Origin of the sequence: Aureibaculum sp. 2308TA14-22 (assembly GCF_040538665.1) — a bacterium.
Classification (GTDB): domain Bacteria; phylum Bacteroidota; class Bacteroidia; order Flavobacteriales; family Flavobacteriaceae; genus Aureibaculum.
In genome coordinates this window covers 2,142,205-2,162,649 of sequence record NZ_JBEWXT010000001.1, presented here as the reverse complement: position 1 = coordinate 2,162,649, position 20,445 = coordinate 2,142,205, and the positions used below count along the sequence as shown (strand labels likewise).

General features: G+C 33.0%; 20 protein-coding genes. 8 read left to right on the top strand and 12 right to left on the bottom strand.

Annotated elements, in window-relative coordinates:
* Window position 1 precedes the first annotated feature (1 nt).
* Both U5A88_RS09640 and U5A88_RS09635 read left to right on the top strand, forming a co-directional pair.
* A complete protein-coding gene (locus U5A88_RS09640; protein ID WP_354205924.1) occupies window positions 2-1,066 on the top strand; it encodes an isochorismate synthase in 1,065 nt (354 codons plus the stop codon).
* Window positions 1,067-1,346: 280 nt separating this feature from the next.
* On the top strand, window positions 1,347-3,944 hold the full coding sequence (locus U5A88_RS09635) for a fasciclin domain-containing protein (protein ID WP_354205922.1): 2,598 nt from the start codon (window positions 1,347-1,349) through the stop codon (window positions 3,942-3,944).
* A gap of 128 nt (window positions 3,945-4,072) precedes the next feature.
* Here the strand turns inward: U5A88_RS09635 and U5A88_RS09630 are convergent, their stop codons facing one another.
* The 7 genes from U5A88_RS09630 to U5A88_RS09600 all read right to left on the bottom strand — a co-directional run bounded on the left by U5A88_RS09630 (window position 4,073) and on the right by U5A88_RS09600 (window position 10,860).
* The gene (locus U5A88_RS09630; protein ID WP_354205921.1) at window positions 4,073-4,795 is read right to left on the bottom strand and encodes a hypothetical protein; all 723 of its coding nucleotides are present in this window, start codon (window positions 4,793-4,795) and stop codon (window positions 4,073-4,075) included.
* An 84-nt stretch (window positions 4,796-4,879) separates the two neighbouring features.
* Complete coding sequence (locus U5A88_RS09625) at window positions 4,880-7,186, bottom strand: TonB-dependent receptor (RefSeq protein ID WP_354205919.1); 2,307 nt, start codon at window positions 7,184-7,186, stop codon at window positions 4,880-4,882.
* A 44-nt stretch (window positions 7,187-7,230) separates the two neighbouring features.
* Window positions 7,231-7,557 carry a hypothetical protein gene (locus tag U5A88_RS09620; RefSeq protein WP_354205918.1) on the bottom strand — a complete coding sequence of 109 codons (327 nt, stop codon included), beginning with the start codon at window positions 7,555-7,557 and terminating at the stop codon, window positions 7,231-7,233.
* A 33-nt stretch (window positions 7,558-7,590) separates the two neighbouring features.
* Window positions 7,591-8,478, bottom strand: a complete 888-nt coding sequence (locus U5A88_RS09615) for a DUF808 domain-containing protein (RefSeq protein WP_354205916.1) — start codon at window positions 8,476-8,478, stop codon at window positions 7,591-7,593.
* A gap of 11 nt (window positions 8,479-8,489) precedes the next feature.
* Window positions 8,490-8,855, bottom strand: coding sequence for a hypothetical protein (locus U5A88_RS09610; protein ID WP_354205914.1), 366 nt, complete (start codon window positions 8,853-8,855; stop codon window positions 8,490-8,492).
* Entirely contained in the window at window positions 8,855-10,198 is a 1,344-nt protein-coding gene (gene purB, locus U5A88_RS09605) for an adenylosuccinate lyase (protein WP_354205912.1), read from the bottom strand. The genes U5A88_RS09610 and purB overlap by 1 nt, the downstream gene beginning before the upstream one ends.
* 65 nt (window positions 10,199-10,263) lie before the next feature.
* Window positions 10,264-10,860, bottom strand: coding sequence for a hypothetical protein (locus U5A88_RS09600; RefSeq protein ID WP_354205910.1), 597 nt, complete (start codon window positions 10,858-10,860; stop codon window positions 10,264-10,266).
* Between the two features lie 215 nt (window positions 10,861-11,075).
* Between U5A88_RS09600 and U5A88_RS09595 the strand changes: the two genes are divergently transcribed.
* Window positions 11,076-11,801, top strand: a complete 726-nt coding sequence (locus U5A88_RS09595) for a toxin-antitoxin system YwqK family antitoxin (RefSeq protein ID WP_354205909.1) — start codon at window positions 11,076-11,078, stop codon at window positions 11,799-11,801.
* Between the two features lie 69 nt (window positions 11,802-11,870).
* On the opposite strand, the gene U5A88_RS09590 is transcribed toward U5A88_RS09595, so the two are convergent.
* A complete protein-coding gene (locus U5A88_RS09590) occupies window positions 11,871-12,851 on the bottom strand; it encodes a fasciclin domain-containing protein (protein ID WP_354205907.1) in 981 nt (326 codons plus the stop codon).
* 190 nt (window positions 12,852-13,041) lie between these two features.
* On the opposite strand from U5A88_RS09590, the gene mnmA reads away from it, so the two are divergent.
* From mnmA to U5A88_RS09575, 3 genes are read left to right on the top strand one after another with little or no spacing between them, the layout of a single operon-like run.
* Entirely contained in the window at window positions 13,042-14,229 is a 1,188-nt protein-coding gene (gene mnmA, locus U5A88_RS09585; protein WP_451963160.1) for a tRNA 2-thiouridine(34) synthase MnmA, read from the top strand.
* 11 nt (window positions 14,230-14,240) lie between these two features.
* Window positions 14,241-15,029, top strand: a complete 789-nt coding sequence (locus tag U5A88_RS09580; RefSeq protein ID WP_354205903.1) for a toxin-antitoxin system YwqK family antitoxin — start codon at window positions 14,241-14,243, stop codon at window positions 15,027-15,029.
* Window positions 15,030-15,034: 5 nt separating this feature from the next.
* The gene (locus U5A88_RS09575) at window positions 15,035-15,973 is read left to right on the top strand and encodes an NAD(P)H-dependent flavin oxidoreductase (protein WP_354205901.1); all 939 of its coding nucleotides are present in this window, start codon (window positions 15,035-15,037) and stop codon (window positions 15,971-15,973) included.
* A gap of 70 nt (window positions 15,974-16,043) precedes the next feature.
* Here the strand turns inward: U5A88_RS09575 and U5A88_RS09570 are convergent, their stop codons facing one another.
* Genes U5A88_RS09570 through mtaB form a run of 4 tightly spaced genes read right to left on the bottom strand, consistent with a single transcriptional unit; the run spans window position 16,044 to window position 19,533 of the window.
* On the bottom strand, window positions 16,044-16,976 hold the full coding sequence (locus tag U5A88_RS09570) for a lytic transglycosylase domain-containing protein (protein WP_354205899.1): 933 nt from the start codon (window positions 16,974-16,976) through the stop codon (window positions 16,044-16,046).
* A 14-nt stretch (window positions 16,977-16,990) separates the two neighbouring features.
* The gene (rfbC, locus tag U5A88_RS09565; protein ID WP_354205898.1) at window positions 16,991-17,530 is read right to left on the bottom strand and encodes a dTDP-4-dehydrorhamnose 3,5-epimerase; all 540 of its coding nucleotides are present in this window, start codon (window positions 17,528-17,530) and stop codon (window positions 16,991-16,993) included.
* A 12-nt stretch (window positions 17,531-17,542) separates the two neighbouring features.
* Window positions 17,543-18,199 carry an alpha/beta hydrolase family protein gene (locus tag U5A88_RS09560; RefSeq protein WP_354205896.1) on the bottom strand — a complete coding sequence of 219 codons (657 nt, stop codon included), beginning with the start codon at window positions 18,197-18,199 and terminating at the stop codon, window positions 17,543-17,545.
* A complete protein-coding gene (gene mtaB, locus U5A88_RS09555; protein ID WP_354208169.1) occupies window positions 18,196-19,533 on the bottom strand; it encodes a tRNA (N(6)-L-threonylcarbamoyladenosine(37)-C(2))-methylthiotransferase MtaB in 1,338 nt (445 codons plus the stop codon). The genes U5A88_RS09560 and mtaB overlap by 4 nt, the downstream gene beginning before the upstream one ends.
* Window positions 19,534-19,623: 90 nt before the next feature.
* Here mtaB and U5A88_RS09550 point away from each other — a divergent pair, with 90 nt between their 5' ends.
* Both U5A88_RS09550 and U5A88_RS09545 read left to right on the top strand, forming a co-directional pair.
* On the top strand, window positions 19,624-20,130 hold the full coding sequence (locus U5A88_RS09550) for a GNAT family N-acetyltransferase (RefSeq protein ID WP_354205894.1): 507 nt from the start codon (window positions 19,624-19,626) through the stop codon (window positions 20,128-20,130).
* A complete protein-coding gene (locus tag U5A88_RS09545; protein ID WP_354205892.1) occupies window positions 20,127-20,444 on the top strand; it encodes an antibiotic biosynthesis monooxygenase family protein in 318 nt (105 codons plus the stop codon). Before U5A88_RS09550 ends, U5A88_RS09545 begins: the two co-directional genes overlap by 4 nt.
* Window position 20,445 lies beyond the last annotated feature (1 nt).

Below are 20,445 nucleotides of genomic sequence, written 5' to 3'. Positions count from 1 at the left end.
TATGGATGTAAATAGTACTTTGGCAATTATTTTAAAAAAAGCTGAAGATGCTTTAAAGAGTGAATTGCCATTTGTAGTGTATAGACACCCTAAAAGTGATTTCATCAAGGCAATTTTTCAAAAAACGGATACACTTTTTTACGCCAAAGACTATCAGGAATCAGGATTTGTATTTGCTCCTTTTGACAATAGAGAACCTTCAATTTTATTTCCGTTTTCAGAATCAGCACGGTTTAATGCTGAAATCATTAAAAGTTTCATTGAAGATAAAAGGAATGAGACTATACTAGAATCAAGTTCAGAAGATTCCAAGGCTAAACATATAGATTTAGTTAAAGAAGGGATCAAATTCTTAGAAAAGAATAATTTTAAAAAGGTTGTCCTTTCTAGGAAGGAAACGATAATGCCAAAAAAGTTCGATGTTATTGAGGGCTTCAAAAAATTACTTCTAAATTATAAACATGCCTTTGTGTATTGTTGGTTTCACCCTAAGGTAGGCCTGTGGCTAGGTGCCACTCCAGAAACTTTATTAAACGTAACTAACAATACCTTTTCTACAATGGCATTGGCGGGTACACAGATTTATGGTGCTGATAGTAAAGTGGTTTGGAAGCCAAAAGAAGTGGAAGAACAACAGCTGGTAACAGATTTCATTTTACACCAGTTAGCTATTGACGTTGAGGTTTCTATACCTTATACCGTAAAAGCAGGAAGTTTACTACATCTGCGTACAGATATTTCTGGAAAATTAACTAAAAACTTTACACTAAACAAAATTATCAATTTATTGCACCCCACTCCCGCGGTTTGCGGAGTGCCTAAGCAGGAGGCTAAAGATTTTATTCTACAAAACGAAAAGTATAGTCGACAGTTTTATACAGGATTTTTAGGAGAGTTGAACCTAAACAAAACTTCAAACTTGTATGTAAACTTAAGATGCATGCAGCTATTAAATGACCAAATTGAAATTTATGTTGGCGGAGGTATCACTAAAGATAGCAATCCTGAAAGTGAATGGAAGGAAACTGTTGCTAAAAGTAAAGTGATGATGTATATTCTTCATTAAATTTATCTTTGATTTAATTTTGTTTCATTATTTTTAATAATAATTAAACATTAATTTTTGATCTTTATAACTTGATAAGCTCACATTCTGTGACAAAAACCCCTTGTTTTTTGAGCTATTTCTTCATTTAAAGCGTGGCATCATGCGAAATTATGTTAAAATTATGTTAATTTACTTTCTGTTTAACTATTTAATAGAATAAATAAACATATATTTGTTTAATAATTCATGCTAAAAGTTAAACAAATTTATTTTAATCATTTAATTAAATCTAACGTAAATGAAAAAACTAATCGGAAAAGCAGCATTAAAAACTGTTATGTTGCTAACATTAATTATTGCATTCGGTTCTTGTACCGACGACCTAGGGACAATTGAAGCTCCACTTAATGAGGGTGTATTTGAAGAGTCTCCAATCATCAGCTTTGATGAAATAGAAAAAATGACTGAAGAAACCATTGCTGGCGAATTAACTGATGCCAAAATTAATGGTGATACTCCGTCTTTGAACAAATCAGAAAACACCAACGAGAAATCTAGTAGCGTTACAGTAGAAAGAAGACGCTACGACTTTAAAGGTGAAGTAACTGACGGTGCCGATAAAGGTGCTATGATTGAAGGTGAATTAAAACTAAATTTTACCTTATATCATTCATTATTTGCCATTTTTAGAGGAAATCTTGTCCTTGCTGACGGAAGTATAGCTCCCGCAAGAGGTGCATGGATCAGTGATGGATATGTTTATCTTATCGTAAAAACGGCTGATGGTTATGTAAGAGGCTATGGTATGGCTGATGAAGATGGTAATTTAAAAGGACGCTTTAGACTAATATCAAGCAACGGAAGAAGCGTTGGAGATTGGACTGCTAATTTAACAAGCGTTACAACTCCGGGTCAAACTATTGTAGATATTGTAGTTAATGACGATAGATTTACCACTTTAGTTAAAGTACTGAGTGATGCTGATTTAGTTGATGCATTGAATGGTGACGGACCTTTTACGGTTTTTGCACCTACAAATGATGCGTTTGCGGCTTTAGAATCTGTTCCTCAAGGTGAAATTTTAAAGCAAATTTTATTGTACCATGTAACTAGTGGTAAAAAAAGATCTCAAAAACTCTTGAAAGAAGAAATGGTAACATCGCTTCAAGGAGAAGATATTAAAATTACTTTAAATTCTGATAACGAAATAGTTATCAATGATATGGTAAAAGTAATCCAATCAAATATTAGAGCAAAAAATGGAATGATACATGTAATTGAGAGTGTATTGATTCCGCCAAGTTATTTAAACTTGCCATCTATAGTTGATATTGCAACAAGCGACGATAATTTTTCTCTGTTAGTTGGTGCTTTAACATCAGCAGGTTTGGTTGAAACGTTGCAAGGTGATGGGCCTTTCACAGTATTTGCACCTACAAATGATGCTTTCTTAGCTCTAGATGCAATTCCTGAAGGAGATGCCTTAAAAGAAGTATTACTATACCATGTAGTATCTGGTAGATATTTAGGAGCTGACTTGTTAAAGAAAGAAACTGTAATGACAGCTCAAGGTGAAGAAGTGACCATTGAGTGGATGGAAGATAAGGTAGTATTAAACGGAATGGTTACAGTTACAACTGCTGATATATTAGCTTCAAATGGTGTTGTGCACGTAATTGACAATGTGTTAATTCCGCCAAGTATGCAATTAAAATCTATTGTAGAAATAGCTGTTGGAAATCCTGATTTTTCAACTTTAGTTGGAGCATTAAGTGCTGCTGATTTAGTTGAAACATTACAAGGCGACGGACCATTTACAGTATTTGCACCTACAAATGACGCATTTGCTGCTTTAGATGCAATTCCTGAAGGAGATGCGTTGAAAGAAGTATTATTGTACCATGTTGCTTCTGGAAAATTGACTGCTGATGATTTATTCGAAAGAACAACAGTAACAACGGTTCAAGGAGAAGAAGTAACTATTGAGTTTGATGATGATACTGTAGTGTTAAATGGAATGGTAAAGGTTACTGTAGCTGATATTATGGCATCTAATGGTGTAATTCATGTAATAGATGGTGTGTTAATTCCGCCAAGCATGCAGTTGCCTTCTATAGTTGATATTGCAACTGGAAGTCCTGATTTCTCAACTTTAGTTGGAGCATTATCTGCCGCTGGTTTAGTTGAAACGTTACAAGGTGATGGACCATTTACAGTGTTTGCACCTACAAACCATGCGTTTGACGCTTTAGATGCTATACCTGAAGGCGAAGCTCTTAAAGAAGTGTTATTGTACCATGTTGCTGCAGGAAAATACACAGGTGCTGAGTTGTTAGAAAAACAAACGGTTACTACTGTGCAAGGTGAAGAAGTTACCATCGAATGGATTCATGATAATGTTGTACTTAATGGAAATGTCACAGTTACAACAGCAGATGTTATGGCTTCAAATGGTATAGTACATGTAATTGACGGTGTATTAATTCCGCCAAGCATGCAACCAAAATCAATTGTAGAAATAGCAGTAGGAGATCCTAATTTCTCAACTTTAGTTGATGCATTAAAAGCGGCTGATTTGGTAGAGACCTTACAAGGTGATGGGCCATTTACTGTATTTGCTCCAACAAACGAAGCTTTTGCAGCATTAGATGCAATTCCTGAAGGGGATGCGTTAAAAGAAGTATTGTTGTACCATGTTATTGCTGGCAAATATACAGGAGCTGAATTAGTTGAAAAGCACACGGTAAAAACCCAACAGGGTGGAGATATTACGGTACAAATGAAAGATGGTAAAGTAATTTTAAATGACGCGGTTACGGTTACCGTTGCCAATATAGAAGCTACAAATGGAATTATCCATGTAATTAATCATGTATTAATTCCGCCAACGCATTAGTTTCGAGTTATTATAATTGAGTTAGTATTAGTAATTAATGCAGAAATCCCGGAGCAATCCGGGATTTTTTTGTTTGGTATAACGGTTTGGCTAAGCTGCGTTTTAATGCAGTTTAGGTTTTGTTGGCATTAGTTTTTTATTCTTTTTGTTAGTAATGCGATTTCTTCTTCACTGTTTAAGTCCTTATTGAAATGCCTTTTGAGCCATAATTCAGCAGTTTCTAAATCTTCTTTTTGCTTGTTTAGAAAGCTTAAAATGTACTCGCACGATATAATTCTTTGACCTATTTCGTAAGGCGGATTTTCCACATCTTTTTCTAGTCCGTCTATATTTTGCTCAAGAGTTTCGAAGTTTTCAAACCACATTTTTAGCTTTGGCAAATTTCGAACAATCACATCATTGAGGGAGTTCCTGAATTTCTGCTCATTGATAGTGCTTATTTTATCAGGATTTTTTCGACTATTACTTTCCATACTTCTTTGCCATCCATCAAGTCGCTTGAAGAAGTGAATTTTGGTCGATTTGTCAGTTCGGTGATTTACAAGTTTCTTTCCCGAAATTGTTGGAACCGAAGAGAAACAATTACCATAGGAAAATGAGCCACCGTAAAATTTGAAAACATTGTATTCAATCACATGTTTTACTCCATCTTCATTAAAATCACTATACCACAAATACTTACCATTCCAGTTAGTTAGTCCAATTTTAGAAAATTCAGGAGTAACTTTTTCCTTAAATATTTCAAGGCGTTTTTCAAGAAGAACTTCATCTAGGTCTTTCATGTCCTCCATTATTTCGTTAAGAGCAATATTTTGCTGAAACATCTCTTTTATTTTCCGAAATGGGTTCATTCTGTCTAATTAATGCCAACAAGCAAATATACCGAATTCGGTATATTTGCTATATATTTATTTAATAGATAAAGTTTTTTAAACTTATATATTAAACTTTAGCCCCAACATTGCCGTTCTGCCAATATTAGATATACCCTCACTTTTTAAACGTGATAAATGCGAAATATACTCCGTATCTAAAGCATTATTAAGGGTAAAGCTGAGATTAAATTTTGTCTTGTTGAGTTTAATGTCTCCACCCAAGCCTAAGTGTAGTAATTGATAACCATCAGATTTAGTTTCAAACTGGCCAATATTGTTTTGACTAAACACACTTTCCAGTTTTACAGATACATATCCATTTTTCAACCATTCTTTACTATTAAACTCTGCACGTAAAGTATTGTTAAACTGATTTGCGGGAATTAACGGTAAATAATCGCCATTGTCTTGTTTGCCAATAACCATTTCAAAACTGCTCTCTAAATGTAGCCAATCTAGTGGGTGTGGATGTAAATGGAACCCAAATTCACTACCATATAGTTTAGAGTTGTCTTGTACATATGTGTAAGCTTCAACATTATCAATAGTGATTCCTGTTGGTGTTAAAAAGATATAATCCTTAACCACATTTAAAAATCCGTTAGCAAAAAATTCTATATGCTCATTTTGATATTCAAAAGCTAAATCTATTTGATAGTTTTGTTCATTTTTTAAATTGGAATTTCCCATTTCAAATCTATTGGTACCATGATGAACTCCATTAGAGGTAAGCTCTGCCAAATTTGGGGCTCGGAAGCCTGTGGCTAGGTTTAATCGAGTTTCTACTTTTTTAAACAACGTAGTTTTGTAACCCAATGAAGCGGTAAAACTTTTGTAAGATTTATCAATAGCTTCAAAGGCATGTTCGTGTTCTTCATGCTCTTCCTCCTCTTCTTCATGTTCTTCCTCTTCATGATGTTCAACCAAATGATCTTCAGTTGTTATATTACGTATGTCAAAACGAATACCGCCTTGTAAAAAATGAGTATCCCATTTTGTGCTTACCGTTGCAAATACACCCAAATCGTTAACACTGGCATCAGGTATTAATAACTCTTCGCCAAAATTGGTATTACTTTGAGTTAAACCTTGTACACCTAAAATGCCTTCAAATTTTCCAAGGGTAGGTAAGTGGTATTGTACATCATAAGTAAACGTCTTCAATTTCATGTGTAATGAAGCCTCATTGTGCTCGTCTTCGTGATGCTCTTCTTCTTCATGTTCTTCCTCCTCATCATGGTCGTGATGCTCTTCAAATTCCTTTCTGTTATTTGCGGTATAACCCAAATGGATATCTAAATTAGAATCATTAAAGTAAATATGATTATGTGAACTCACAATATAATTATCTATCCGCTGAAAAGGATTTTGTGGTGTAATATTAGTATTTTGAGCACCAATTTCTTCCGATATTCCAATACTCGATGTAGTCAGGTTAAAACGATTATCAGAGCTGAAATTTTTTAGCTCAAAGCCGAATGCGGACTTTACATCAAACTCGTTAAAGCGAGAGTTGGTAACACGTTTTCCATCAGGAATTTTATAATCATGATGCGAATTATAGCCCATAGATGCTATAAATTTTATATTTTCTGCAGATGATTTTAATGTAAAAGAGGTGTTGCTACCTATAGTATTGGTAAAATATTTTTGATCAACTGTTGCTGTAGTAGTATGTGCATTAGCATATTTTTCAGGAATAAAATAAAGCACACCTCCCAACGCATCAGATCCATATAAAAGCGAAGCAGGTCCTTTAATTACTTCTACACTTTCAATGCCATTATCGTTTAATCCAAGTCCGTGTTCGCCGCCAAATTGTTGATTCTCCAATCTAACACCTTGAGTATATACCAAAACCCGATTACCACTCAAGCCTCTAATTACAGGTTTGCCAATGCCAATGCCCGTTGAAATTTGTGATACACCAGCAACATTTGAAATTCCTTCAACCAACGAAACCGCCCCAGAACGCTGCAACTGTTGTATGTTTTTATGTTCTACTTTCATTACATTTTCACTTTGTAATTTGTTAAATGGCGTGGATAGTATAACTTCGTCCATTTTAAACGGGGATTCTTCCAAAACTACATTCAAAACCATTTCTTTTTCAGAAATTTTTAATGTTTCCGATTTAGTATTGAATCCTATATATGAAAAGACAATGGTGACATTTCCTTTAGGTAAATTTTTAAAAGTGTAGTTGCCATCCATGTCGGTGACGGTACCTTTATGTAATTCAGGAGCATAAATGTCGGCACCGATTAAAGGTTGGTTATTGGTGTCAGTTATTTTTCCTGACAAGGTACGTTGTGCATTTAAAATTAAGCCACAGCATACCATAAATATAGAAATATAAATTTTCATTTTTGTAAATTTTATTGCTTATTAAAACGTTGATAAATAACTAATTAAACAATAAAATATGGAGGTGCTCTTGAAGATTTCGAGCTTTGAGATGGATTAAAATAAGTTTGATGATAGTCATCAAAAATTTGAAGATAATCTAAGGGTTCAATAATAGTAAAATCATCATCAAAATCAAAAGAACTGTAAGTAATGATTAGGTGATTGAAATGACAATCAATTTCATCTTGGTGAAAGTGTTTTTCATTTTCTGCACCACAATAAACATGTTCGTGTTGTTCAAAAGCATGCAATGTTTGCAATGCAAATGGCAACAGTACAATTGTCGTAAGAATTACAGAAAAAACACTATGTAAAACCTTATTTTTCACTTGCACAAATATAGTAAAAACCCACCAAAGAGTTTATTTTTTTATTGTTTTCCAAATACCTTTAAACAATTTCATGAAAAATAGTGCCACGGCTCCAATTATCAATCCAAAAACAAATTCTTTTAGTATTGCTGGTATTTCAGACAAATAATCTTCTGAAATATGATGAAGAAAATCTACGTAATGCACAAAAATACCTCCTGAAACCAATAGTAAAGCAATGGTGCCAATAACGGCTAATGCCTTAATGATTACTGGCAAGGCATTAATTAAAAATGTACCTGTATAATGGGTCAGGTTTTTTTTATTGTTGCTCAATTTTACAAGTCTGAAACCTAAATCATCCATTCTAACTAAAAGTGCTACAATGCCATAAACACCGATGGTTGCAATTATAGCAACTAAAGAAACCACCATTATTTGGGTCAAAAGCGGTTGGTCAAGTACAGTTCCCAATGCAATAATGACAATCTCAATTGATAAAATAAAATCGGTTATTATAGCCGATTTTACCTTTGTTTTTTCGAGTGCTAAAATTTCTTCTTTGGTTAATTCTTTGTTTTCAGTTTTTTCCGTTTCATGATGATGTGGAACAAAATACTCATATATTTTTTCAGCCCCTTCGTATGCTAAATAAACACCACCTAAAACCAATATCAACGTTACTGCCCAAGGTAAAAATGCACTTAATAAAAATGCAATAGGCAAGATAATCAGCTTATTCAAAAAAGATCCTTTTGTAATTGCCCACAGCACGGGAATCTCTCTTGACGATATGAACCCTGATGCTTTTTCTGCATTAACGGCCAAGTCATCACCTAAAATTCCAGCTGTTTTTTTCGTAGCGACTTTACCCATTACAGCTACATCATCCATTAATGCGGCAATATCATCTAACAAAGCAAAAAATCCTGATGCCATATTCCTAGTTTTTAATCTTCAAGTTTAACTGCCTTACCTTTTTGCTTAAAATTTGAACCCTTAAAATGAGCTAAAAAGGAATAAGAATTTTCCTTAATTCCTGTTATTTTAACTATAAAAGGCGTACTGTCTAATTGTGTTTTTGGGTTTAATTTTAACAACTCATATTCAAAATTTGAAGTCCACTTGATGGCAAACGTATCTTTTACATTATTATACGTTTCTATTTGAATGGAATCATTTCTGTAAGCTACAGAATTAATGTCTGTATCGTCTAAATGAGTTTTAAATGTCCCTGTTTTAAACTGATTAATATCTCCTTGTTCAGTACATGAAAAAAAGAATATAGAACTAAGTATAAGAATTAAATATCGCATTAAATTCCAGTATAATTAGAAGGAGAAATCGTTTTTAACTCATCTTTTATAGTATCATTAACATCCAAACCATCAATAAAATCGGCCATAGTTTTTTGGTTGATTTTAGTATTGGTTCTTGTCAGCCCTTTTAAGGCTTCATAAGGGTTTGGGTAATTCTCTCGTCTTAAAATGGTTTGAATGGCTTCAGCAACCACCGCCCAATTTTCTTCTAAATCTTCTTCAAATTTTTCTTTGTTAAGCAATAACTTATTCAGTCCTTTTAAGGTAGAAGAAAAACCAATTAGTGTATGAGCAAAGGGTACACCTACGTTACGTAATACCGTTGAGTCGGTCAAGTCACGTTGTAATCTCGAAATAGGTAACTTAGCCGATAAATGTTCAAAAATGGCATTGGCCATTCCTAAATTTCCCTCTGAATTTTCAAAGTCAATAGGATTTACTTTATGTGGCATGGCAGAAGAACCTACCTCACCTTTCTTTATTTTTTGTTTAAAATAATTCATAGAAATATATGTCCAAATATCTCTATCTAAATCAATTATAATTGTATTTATTCGTTTTAAGGCATCAAAAATACCAGCAATATGATCGTAGTGTTCAATTTGAGTGGTAGGAAAGGAATGATGTAACCCTAAAACTTTTTCAACAAAATTAGAACCAAAATTTTTCCAATCTATATCTGAATATGCAACTTTGTGAGCATTAAAATTTCCCGTAGCTCCACCAAATTTAGCGGCATAGGGTATATTTTGTAATTGGTTTACTTGTTGTTCAACACGCTCAACAAAAACCATGATTTCTTTACCTAATCGTGTAGGTGATGCCGGTTGACCGTGTGTGCGTGCTAGCATGGAAATTTCTGACCAATCACCTGCCAAAGTTCTTAATTTTTCAATTAGTTTAGCTAGTTCTGGATAATAAACGTTATCAAAAGCATCATTAATTGATAATGGAATTGCAGTATTATTAATGTCTTGAGAGGTTAAACCAAAATGAATAAATTCCTTAAATTGCTCTAAACCTAAATCATCAAATTTTTCTTTAATGAAATATTCAACGGCTTTTACGTCATGGTTGGTAACTTTTTCAATATCCTTGATTTTTTGAGCATCTATCGAAGAAAAATCAGTATAAATATTACGTAAAGCTACATTGGTATTTTTATCGTAATCCTTTAACTGTGGCAAAGGAATTTCCGTCAAAGCAATAAAATATTCAATTTCTACTTTTACACGATATTTTATGAGAGCTTCTTCTGAAAAAAAAGGAGCTAAATTTGAAATTTTATTACGATACCTACCATCAATAGGTGATACTGCATTCAATTCATTTAAGTTCATTTAGTCTTAATTAGACTGTAAAAATAAATGAAAACGGATGAACTGAAAAGGTTTTAAGAAGTTTTCTAAGCTACACTAGTTTTTTCGATCATTTCCAATACCTTTTTAGCTTTTGATGCATAACTTGAACTTTCAGCTGAAATGTTTTTATCGATTATCAGTTTTATCTCATAGTGAATCCATCCAATTTTTTTACCAATGTGGAACAGTGTGTCCATGGCATTGGTTTTAATAGATGCTTTGTAGTCTTTTAACATCCAATCAAAACATGTTTCAATTATTTCTGATAATTGCTCGTAGGTTAAAATCAATTTAATTGGCGAATCATACTTTGAAGTGTATTCTTGAGCTATTAAATTACATATTTTAGAGACAGACTTAATAGCATTTTCATCTTTTACCCGAGAAATATTTTTTGTAAAATAGGATAAATTATAAGCAATCCAATCTAGACGCTGTTCTACAACTAACTCTAAAGTAGCAATAGCTTTAAGAGAAATATCGTTATCGTAATCAAAAGATATTTCTACCAAAGATTCAAATAAAGATTGATCCGTAAGTATTAATTTTGATAGCTTCTTAAGACTTTCTCTATTTGTATTTGGGATTATATTTAGCTCTTTTATTAAAGAATATTTGTTCATATTTTTTACTGCGTTCATAAACTACTTTAGTGTATTAAAATGTTTTTTCACCGTTGCATTTGGATGTATTTTAACAGAAAAAATATAAAAATATTATAATTATTAACTTTTTTTTTGTATAGAGCTTTTCTGAAATCTTTATAAAGCCCTATAATTTATTGATGAATGTTACGTTAAATTGATATAAAAACTTGGAACATTATTTGTATGATGTTATAAAAACAACAGTATTTATGAAAAAAATAAAACTACCCTATGTTTTTTTGATTTTAGCAATTTTGAGTTCTCATTACTCATTTTCGCAAAATGACGTTAATCAATTAGATGAAAACGGTAAGAGACATGGTATTTGGAAAAAGTATTATAGTAACGACAGAATACGATACCAAGGTACTTTTGAACATGGTAAAGAAGTAGGTATTTTTAAATACTATTCCGCCGCTCAATCTGAGTATCCTAATGTTATAAAAGAATATAAAAGCAAAGGTGGTGTTGCGGATGTTAGTTTTTACAATGATAATGGATTGTTGCTTAGCAAAGGAAAAATGAAAGGTAAAAATAGAGTGGGGAAGTGGCAATTTTACCATGAAGATGGTAAGACTATTATGTCAGAAGAAAACTATGTTGATGGTAAATTGGAAGGCGATTATAAAACTTTTTATAATTCTGGAAAGCCAACAGAAGTTGGATACTATAAAAATGGTAAGTTAGATAGTGTTTACAGAAAATATTCTATAAAAGGCCATTTATACCAACACTTTCACTATAAAAATGGTATGTTAAACGGTAAAGCCGTTTACTACAATAGAAAAACGGGAGAACTAACAACAAAAGGAGAGTTTAAGGACGATAAGAAGGTAGGTACTTGGGAAAATTACGTTGACGGAGAATTGGTAAGTACAGAACAGCCTAATAAAAAGAAGCCACGCCCAAAAAAACTGAAAAAGGAAGGTCAATAAAATCAAAAGAAAAAGGCCTAATTGCAGTTGCAATTAAGCCTTTCAAAAACTAACCAACCAAACTTCTTTTTAATTTAATGGAGGTAATATTACTTTATCTATTGCATGAATAACTCCATTTGCAGCTTGTACATCAACTGCTACTATATTACTTACTCTGTCGTTGGCATCAGTAAGTGTTGCACCTCCAGTGATGTTTGCTGTTATGTCTCCACCAAGAGTTCCAACAGTCATGTTATCACTTAAAGATGTTGATAAAACATTTGCACCACCAACTACATGATGATTTAATGTAGCTGTTAACGTCTCCTTATCAATATCGTCAAGCCCAGATGCTTCTAATTCAGTTAGTAAACTTCCAAAGGCATCATTAGTTGGAGCAAACACTGTGAAAGGAGCAGGGTCAGATCCATCAGGAGTTGATAAAATTGAAACAAAATCAGGTTGATCAGCTCGAGTTAGAGCAGCAACCAATGTTGAAAAATTCGGATCAGCCGTAGCAAAAGTTACTATTGTTGGTAAACCTATAACTGCATCAACCAAATGTACTACACCATTTTCTAAAATATTATCTGCAGCAGTTACTTTTGAAACACCATTAAGTGTAACACCACCCTCAATATTAACATGCATATTTAGTTTGTTAGATCCAGGAGCAGCTGTAGATAATGTTTCAATATACCCAGTTGCTAAATCTGTAGATCTTACAGCACCCGATACAACGTGGTTCAATAGAATTTGAGATAGAACATCAGATGGTACAGCATCTATATTTGCAAATCCATTTGCCGAGAGAAATGCTGTAAACGCAGCATCGTTAGGAGCAAAAACAGTATATGGTCCGGCACCATCTAATACAGTTGCTAATCCTCCGTCAGCTTTGGTCAAAGCTTCAAGCAAAAGACCATAGTTGGCTTCGTTTGCTTTGACAAAATCAGTAATTGTTTTAATTTCTGGTTGTTTTGGATCGTCATCGTCATCACATGATACAAATGAGAATGCAAGGAATAAGATTAATAATCCAGTAAATAATTTCGATAGTTTTTTCATTGTTTATGTTTTAAAGTTTTGACAAATATACAAATAATGTTTAATCTTTTATTTAAATAGTTAAACAAAATTGAAATTTTAACGTTTTTTTAGCAAATCATAGCTACAAGTTTGGTCATTAAACCAACCTTTTTAAATATGTTTTTTATCTGCTAGTCTATTCATATCTTTGCCTGTAGAAAAAATAATAATGAAAAGAGTAGTAGTAGGGCTTTCTGGAGGAGTAGATTCAAGTGTTGCAGCATTTTTATTAAAAGAGCAAGGCTATGAAGTTATAGGATTGTTTATGAAAAATTGGCATGATGATTCTGTTACCATTTCTAATGAATGTCCATGGTTGGAAGATAGTAATGACGCTATGCTTGTCGCCGATAAGTTAGGAATTCCTTTTCAGGTTGTAGATTTGAGTGTTGAATACAAGGAACGTATTGTTGACTATATGTTTCGTGAATATAAATTAGGGAGAACACCGAACCCAGATGTGCTTTGTAATAGAGAAATTAAATTTGATGTTTTTTTAAAAATAGCTTTGGAGTTGGGTGCTGATTTTGTGGCAACCGGTCATTATTGTCGTAAAGGGATTGTAAAAGAAAACGAAAAAGAAATATATCAACTGCTAGCAGGTAAAGACAATAATAAAGACCAATCCTATTTTTTATGTCAATTGTCTCAACAACAATTAGCAAAAACACTTTTTCCAATTGGGGAATTAACAAAACCTGAGGTTAGACAAATTGCTACGGATTTAGATTTGATAACTGCTGAGAAAAAAGATTCACAAGGTTTATGTTTTATAGGCAAAGTGCGTTTGCCAGAATTTTTACAACAAAAGTTACAACCAAAAGAAGGTGTAATTATTCAGATTCCTGATGATTCTGATGTTTATGTAAAATCTCAACTTAAATTTGAGAATAAAGTAGAAGAGCTCGCTTTTAAAGCAGAGAAATTTCAATATAATATAAATGATGGAAAAGTAGTTGGTAAACATCAAGGGGCACATTATTTTACCAAAGGTCAACGTAAAGGGTTGGGAGTAGGGGGTACCGTTGAACCTCTTTTTGTCATAGAAACGGATGTTGAAGAAAATGTTATTTATGCCGGAGAAGGTAAAAACCATAAAGGACTATACAGAAATGTATTATTTGTAGCTAATGATGAAATTCACTGGATTCGTGAAGACTTAATGTTAGCTAACGGAGAGAAAATGCAAGTTAAAGCAAGAATTAGATATAGACAAGAATTGGAAAAAGCAACTTTACACAAGGTAAAAGGTGGATTATATGTGGAGTTTGAAAATAAACAGTCAGCAATTACCGAAGGCCAGTTTGTAGCTTGGTATCAAGATGATGAGCTGTTGGGTTCTGGGGTTATTTCTTAAATTTTGAAATTATGAGAATTATTTTACTTCTATTAATCATTTTTTTTTCTAAAACTATATATGCCCAAGATTCAATAGTTAATTTTCTGGATGGAAAAAATAATGTTACTACCGCTGAAAATGCAAGGAACATAAGAATTATTGTAAAAAGAGATAGCATTTGGGAGATGACAATCTATAAACGAGGAGGTTTTCCAGTAAGAAAAGGTTTTTATAAAACGAAAGACTTAAAAGTGCCTCAAGGCCAATTTCAAAATTTCTCTAAATCTGGGATTGTTACTGCGGTAACTAATTACAATAAGAATGGGCTTAAGGATGGTGTGGCTGTTTTTTGGTTTAAAGATGGTGCAATATCCCATAAAGGGATTTACAAGAATGGTAAAAAAGAAGGGGTTTGGAATTACTATCACCACAATGGAAAACTTGCTAGTAGAGTTTATGCAAAAAATAATGACATATTAAAATACCAGGTTTGGGACGAAAACGGTAAATCGCTTAATGACACAATTATTTGCAAAAAACCAACTTTTAAAGGTGGTAATAAAAAATTTATTGCATTAATAAAACGTGATTTAGTGTCAAAAATAAGTTATGATGTTAAAGGTAAAATATATGTTGATTTCATTATTGATTTTGATGGTAGTATAAATGAGATTACAATTTCCGAAAAAGTCCCAAAGAAATTTGAACAACAAATTATTTCATTTTTTAGAAATTTACCTTATTGGAATCCACGGATACATATGAATAGAAAAGTGCAAACAGAATATAATATACCATTGAAATTTGCTTCAAAATAATTATAATGCAAAACAAAATCACAAAACTTTTTTCTATAAAATACCCGTTAATTCAAGCAGGTATGGTCTGGGCGAGTGGTTGGAGACTGGCCTCTGCCGTTAGCAATTCTGGTGGGTTAGGTTTGATAGGTGCGGGGTCCATGTATCCTGAAGTGCTTAAAGAGCATATACAAAAATGTAAAAAAGCAACGGATAAACCATTTGGTGTAAATGTACCGATGCTCTATCCTGATATTGAAAAACTGCTACAAATTATTATAGAAGAAGGCGTCAAAATCGTTTTTACTTCGGCTGGAAATCCTAAAACCCATACTTCTTTTTTAAAGGAAAACGGAATAACCGTTGTACATGTAGTAAGTTCTGTGAAATTTGCGTTAAAGGCACAAGAAGCAGGAGTTGACGCTATCGTAGCTGAAGGTTTTGAAGCTGGTGGACATAATGGTCGTGATGAAACGACTACGTTTACGTTAATACCAATGGTAAAAGAGAAAATCAATATTCCATTAATTGCTGCTGGTGGCATTGCCACTGGCCGAAGTATGTTGGCAGCTATGGTGTTGGGTGCTGACGGTGTACAAATTGGAAGCAGGTTTGTAGCAAGCAATGAGGCGTCTTCGCATATTAATTTTAAACAAAAGGTAGTTGAAGCCAAAGAAGGTGACACCCAGTTGACTTTAAAAGAATTGGCTCCGGTTCGTTTGTTAAAAAATAAGTTTTATGATGATGTTCAAGAGTTATATCAGAATAATCCTTCTATTGATGAACTAAAAGCGTTGTTAGGCAGGGCCAGAGCTAAAAAAGGAATGTTTGAAGGTGATTTAGATGAAGGTGAACTGGAAATTGGTCAAATAGCGGGATTGATACACGATATAAAACCCGCAGCTGAAATTGTAAAAGAAATCATGACCGATTTTGAAAAAGTTAAAAGTGAAATCTTATCATAAGACCTCAAAGGATTTAAAACTCGTGAGGTCTTTTATTACCAATTACCACCCAAAGGCTTCCGATCACTGATTATTTCGGTATATCAATATAATAAACCTTACGAGACTTATTGTTTAATTTGTTTTCGCGTAACCAAGGGTTTAAAATTTTCAACTCTCTGTAATTTGTATTGTGGTCTTTTGCAAATTGAGCGATATTTGTAATAGGTGTATCCACTTTTACAGTTGTATGTTCAGGGTAAGTATATAAATCTGACTCATCGAATTCAAACCCATATTTTTCAGGATTGCTTAAAATATACTTAGCAGCTAAAATTCTTGGTAAATAACGCTCAGTATTAGGTCCAGAAAGTAGGTCGTAATAACTATCTACCATTTGTTCTCTCAAATATTTATTAATATTTCCTTTTCCAGAATGGTATGCAGCTGCAGCCAATGCCCAAGTGCCATATGTCTTTTTTGCGTCTAATAAATAATCACAAGCTGCACGTGTTGTTTTTTCTAAGTGGTATCGCTCATCAACATTACTGTTAACCTCTAATCCATTTTCCCTTGCAGCCCCACTTAATTGTTGCCAAAAGCCTTTAGCACCAGCAGGAGAAGTTACATTCATTAGATTACTTTCAATTACGGCTATATATTTAAAATCATCAGGTAAACCTTTTTCTTTTAAAATGGGCTCTATTATAGGAAAATATTTGTGCGAACGTTTTATCCATAGCAATCCGTTAGATTGCCAATACGTATTTACCAAAAACTCTCGGTCAACTTGTTCTTTTATATGCGGCTTGTGTAATGGGACACTTTCTCCAGCAAATTCCAGATTTTCGGGAATTTTAATCGCCTTGATAGTATAAGAGTCGCTTGTTACTTTATCATTTTTAATCTTAGTTTCTGATGCATTTTCAGTTTCATTTTCACTATCTTGTTGAGTAGCGTTTATTAAAATACCACTAATAATGATAACACTTAATATAACTAATATGCGTAATGGCTTGTTCATAATATTGGGGATTATTAAAAAGGTGTAACAAAATTAGCAAAATTTTCTGCACTTTTATCTTTTTCAGAAATAATAGGGTTTTTAATTTGCCAATCAATATTTAACGTATCATCGTTCCATAAAATTGCTCTTTCTGAATCTTTATTATAATAATCAGAGCATTTGTAACAAAATATTGTGTTTTCTTCCAAAACTACAAATCCATGAGCAAAACCCTTGGGAACATAAAGTTGTACTTTATTATCAGCAGACAATATACATTTAAAGTGTTGACCATAAGTTGGTGAATTCTTTCTTAAATCGACAGATACATCTAAAACACTTCCAGCAAAAACCCGAATCAGTTTTGCTTGCGTATAAGGAGGGTTTTGAAAATGCAAACCTCTTAAAACTCCTTTTTGAGATAAAGACTCATTGTCTTGAACAAACTCTTCATTAACATAGTTCTCAAGACCTTTCTTATTATAACTCTCAAAAAAATAACCTCTTTCGTCTGTAAAAACCGTAGGTGTAATAATCAATAAATCGTTTATAAATGTTTTTTCAATTTTCATAGTAGAAAGATACTAAATTACTTCGGTTAACAATTTGGAGATTGGTCTTGCTTTATTTAAAATCATTGTATGTGTTCCGCCCTCGATTACTTTACAATCTTTTACATGTTTAATAGGAAAAACCCCATCATTATCACCATGTATATGAACGATATTGGGCAGTGGTTTTTCTTGTTGCCAGTTTAACACGTTGTGAATTGCCCAAGGTAAATAATCACCATCTCGCATGGAAAGGTATTTTTTATAGAGTTCTACTCGTTTTTTGACTGTATCTCCAAAAGCGTATTTTGCCCAGCTTTCTATATTGGAAACCGCTTTTGTAGGCAATAGTTTATAAGCTTTAGTTGCTTTTGCCAATTTAAAACGTTTTGGGATTTCTTCCTTAGATTTTACACTAGAAATAATAATAACTTTTTCTGTGTCAATCAATTTGCTCATTTCTTGCACCACAACACCCCCAAATGAAACACCTAATAAAACAGGATTTTTATGTTTAATTCTTTCGCACATCCGTTGTGAATAATGTCGAATATCTTCGTCTTTAGTTTCGGGGACTAACCAATCTAAGTGATGTATATCATATTGATCTTCTGGTAAACTCAAGTATTCAAAAATATCTGGACTAGCAGCTAAACCGGGTACAAAATAGAGTTGTTTTTTTTCTATCATGATGCAAATACAGGCTGTTTTACAAAACCAAATCGAACAACTCCGTCTTCATCAATATCAGTTAGCGTTATCTCGTGTAGCGTATTTACCAATTCCGGATTCCAAGGCGTTTTTACTTTTACGTAATTTTCGGTAAAGCCATAAATATAACCTTCTTTATTATCGTTTTCGAACAATACGGTCAACTCATTTCCCAATTGGCTTTCGTAAAACGCCCTACGCTTTTTAACCGATAACCCACGTAGCATTTTGCTACGTTTATGACGAATGTTTTTGGGTACAACACCTTCCATTAAAACTGCTTCGGTATTTGGTCTTTCCGAATATGTGAATACGTGCAGGTATGATATGTCCAGCTCGTTTAAATAATTATAAGTTTCTAAAAAATGGGCGTCGGTTTCCCCAGGAAAACCTACAATGACATCAACACCAATACAGGCATTGGGCATTACTTCTTTAATTTTTTGAACTCTGTCCGTATAGGTTTTTCGTAAATAACGGCGTTTCATTTTTTTCAACAAATCATCACTTCCACTTTGTAGCGGAATATGAAAATGTGGAACAAAACTTTCAGAATTGGCTACAAAATTAATGGTTTTATCCTTTAATAAATTGGGTTCAATGGATGAAATCCGTAAACGATAAATACCATCTACTTTATCCAATGCTTGGACTAAATCAAAAAATGTATGTTCATGTTTTTTATTGCCGAATTCACCTTTGCCATAATCACCAATGTTAACTCCGGTCAGAACAATTTCTTTGATTCCGCGTTCTGAAATTTCTTTTGCATTTTGTAGTACGTTTTCTAAAGTATCACTTCTGGAAATACCCCGAGCTAGTGGAATGGTACAATAGGTACATTTATAATCACAACCATCTTGTACTTTTAAAAAAGCTCTTGTTCTATCACCAATAGAGTAGGAACCTTCGTAAAAATTAGCATCGGAAATTTCACAAGAGTGAACTTCACCCTTATCATTTTTAGAAAGGTTATTGATATAATCGGTTACCTTGAATTTTTCGGTAGCACCCAACACCAAGTCAACACCGTCTACTTTTGCCAATTCTTCGGGTTTTAATTGAGCATAACAACCAATAGCAATTAAAAAAGCCTCATCATTTTGTTTTAATGCCGATTTAACTATGGTTTTAAAACGTTTGTCAGCATTATCTGTAACAGAGCAGGTGTTTATGACATAAATATCCGCTTTTTGGTTAAAATCAACACGTTCAAAACCCTTATCCTGAAAACCTCTTGCTATGGTAGAGGTTTCAGAAAAATTTAGTTTGCATCCCAGTGTGTAAAAAGCAACTTTTTTATCTATTGGCATTACCGTATCTTTACAAGGTGCAAAGTTAGGAAATATAATTGTTAATGATTTAACCATTGGGTTTTTCATTTAAAAAGATTTAACGAAAAAGTGTCAATCATTTATACTACAAAAAGGCTGTTGGTTAGAAAACTTATACCCGAAGATTTTGAGCCTTTTCATGCAATGCAATCTAACATAAATGTAATGAGATATGTTAGAGGTAAGGCCATGACCTATCAAGAAAATAAAGAAGAACTCCCTAAATTGATTGAATTTTACGATAAAAAAGATAATAATTTTTGGATATATGCTATTGTCAGAAGACATGATAACGCCTTTATTGGGACTGTAGCTTTAGTAAAAGATGAGAATAACGATGATGAAATAGGGTATCGTTTTTTAGAAGAATATTGGGGCTATGGATATGGAACTGAAGTTTTTGATGGATTGATTGATTATTGTAAATCGATGGGTTTAAAAAAAATAATTGCTAATGTTGCTATAGATAATAAGGCTTCATTAAAAATAATTAAGAATGTTAATTTTCAATTTGTTGAAGATTTTATAAGTAATGATTTACAACTTTCAGAGCAAAAATATATACTACAATTATGATAGCAAAAACCCCACAACCACCATATTACGCTGTGATTTTTACTTCATTAAAAACAGAAAATGACAATGGTTATGCAGCCATGTCAGAAAAAATGGTAGACTTGGCGGAACAACAACCTGGATTTTTAGGAGTAGAATCAGTCAGAGAAGATGTAGGCATAACGGTTTCGTATTGGGAAAGTTTAGAGGCTATTAAAAATTGGAAAATGAATACTGAACATATGGTAGCCAGGAACAAGGGTAGGTCATTATGGTACAAGCACTTTAAAGTGAGAATTTGTAAGGTAGAGCGGGATTATGATTTTATAAGGTAAC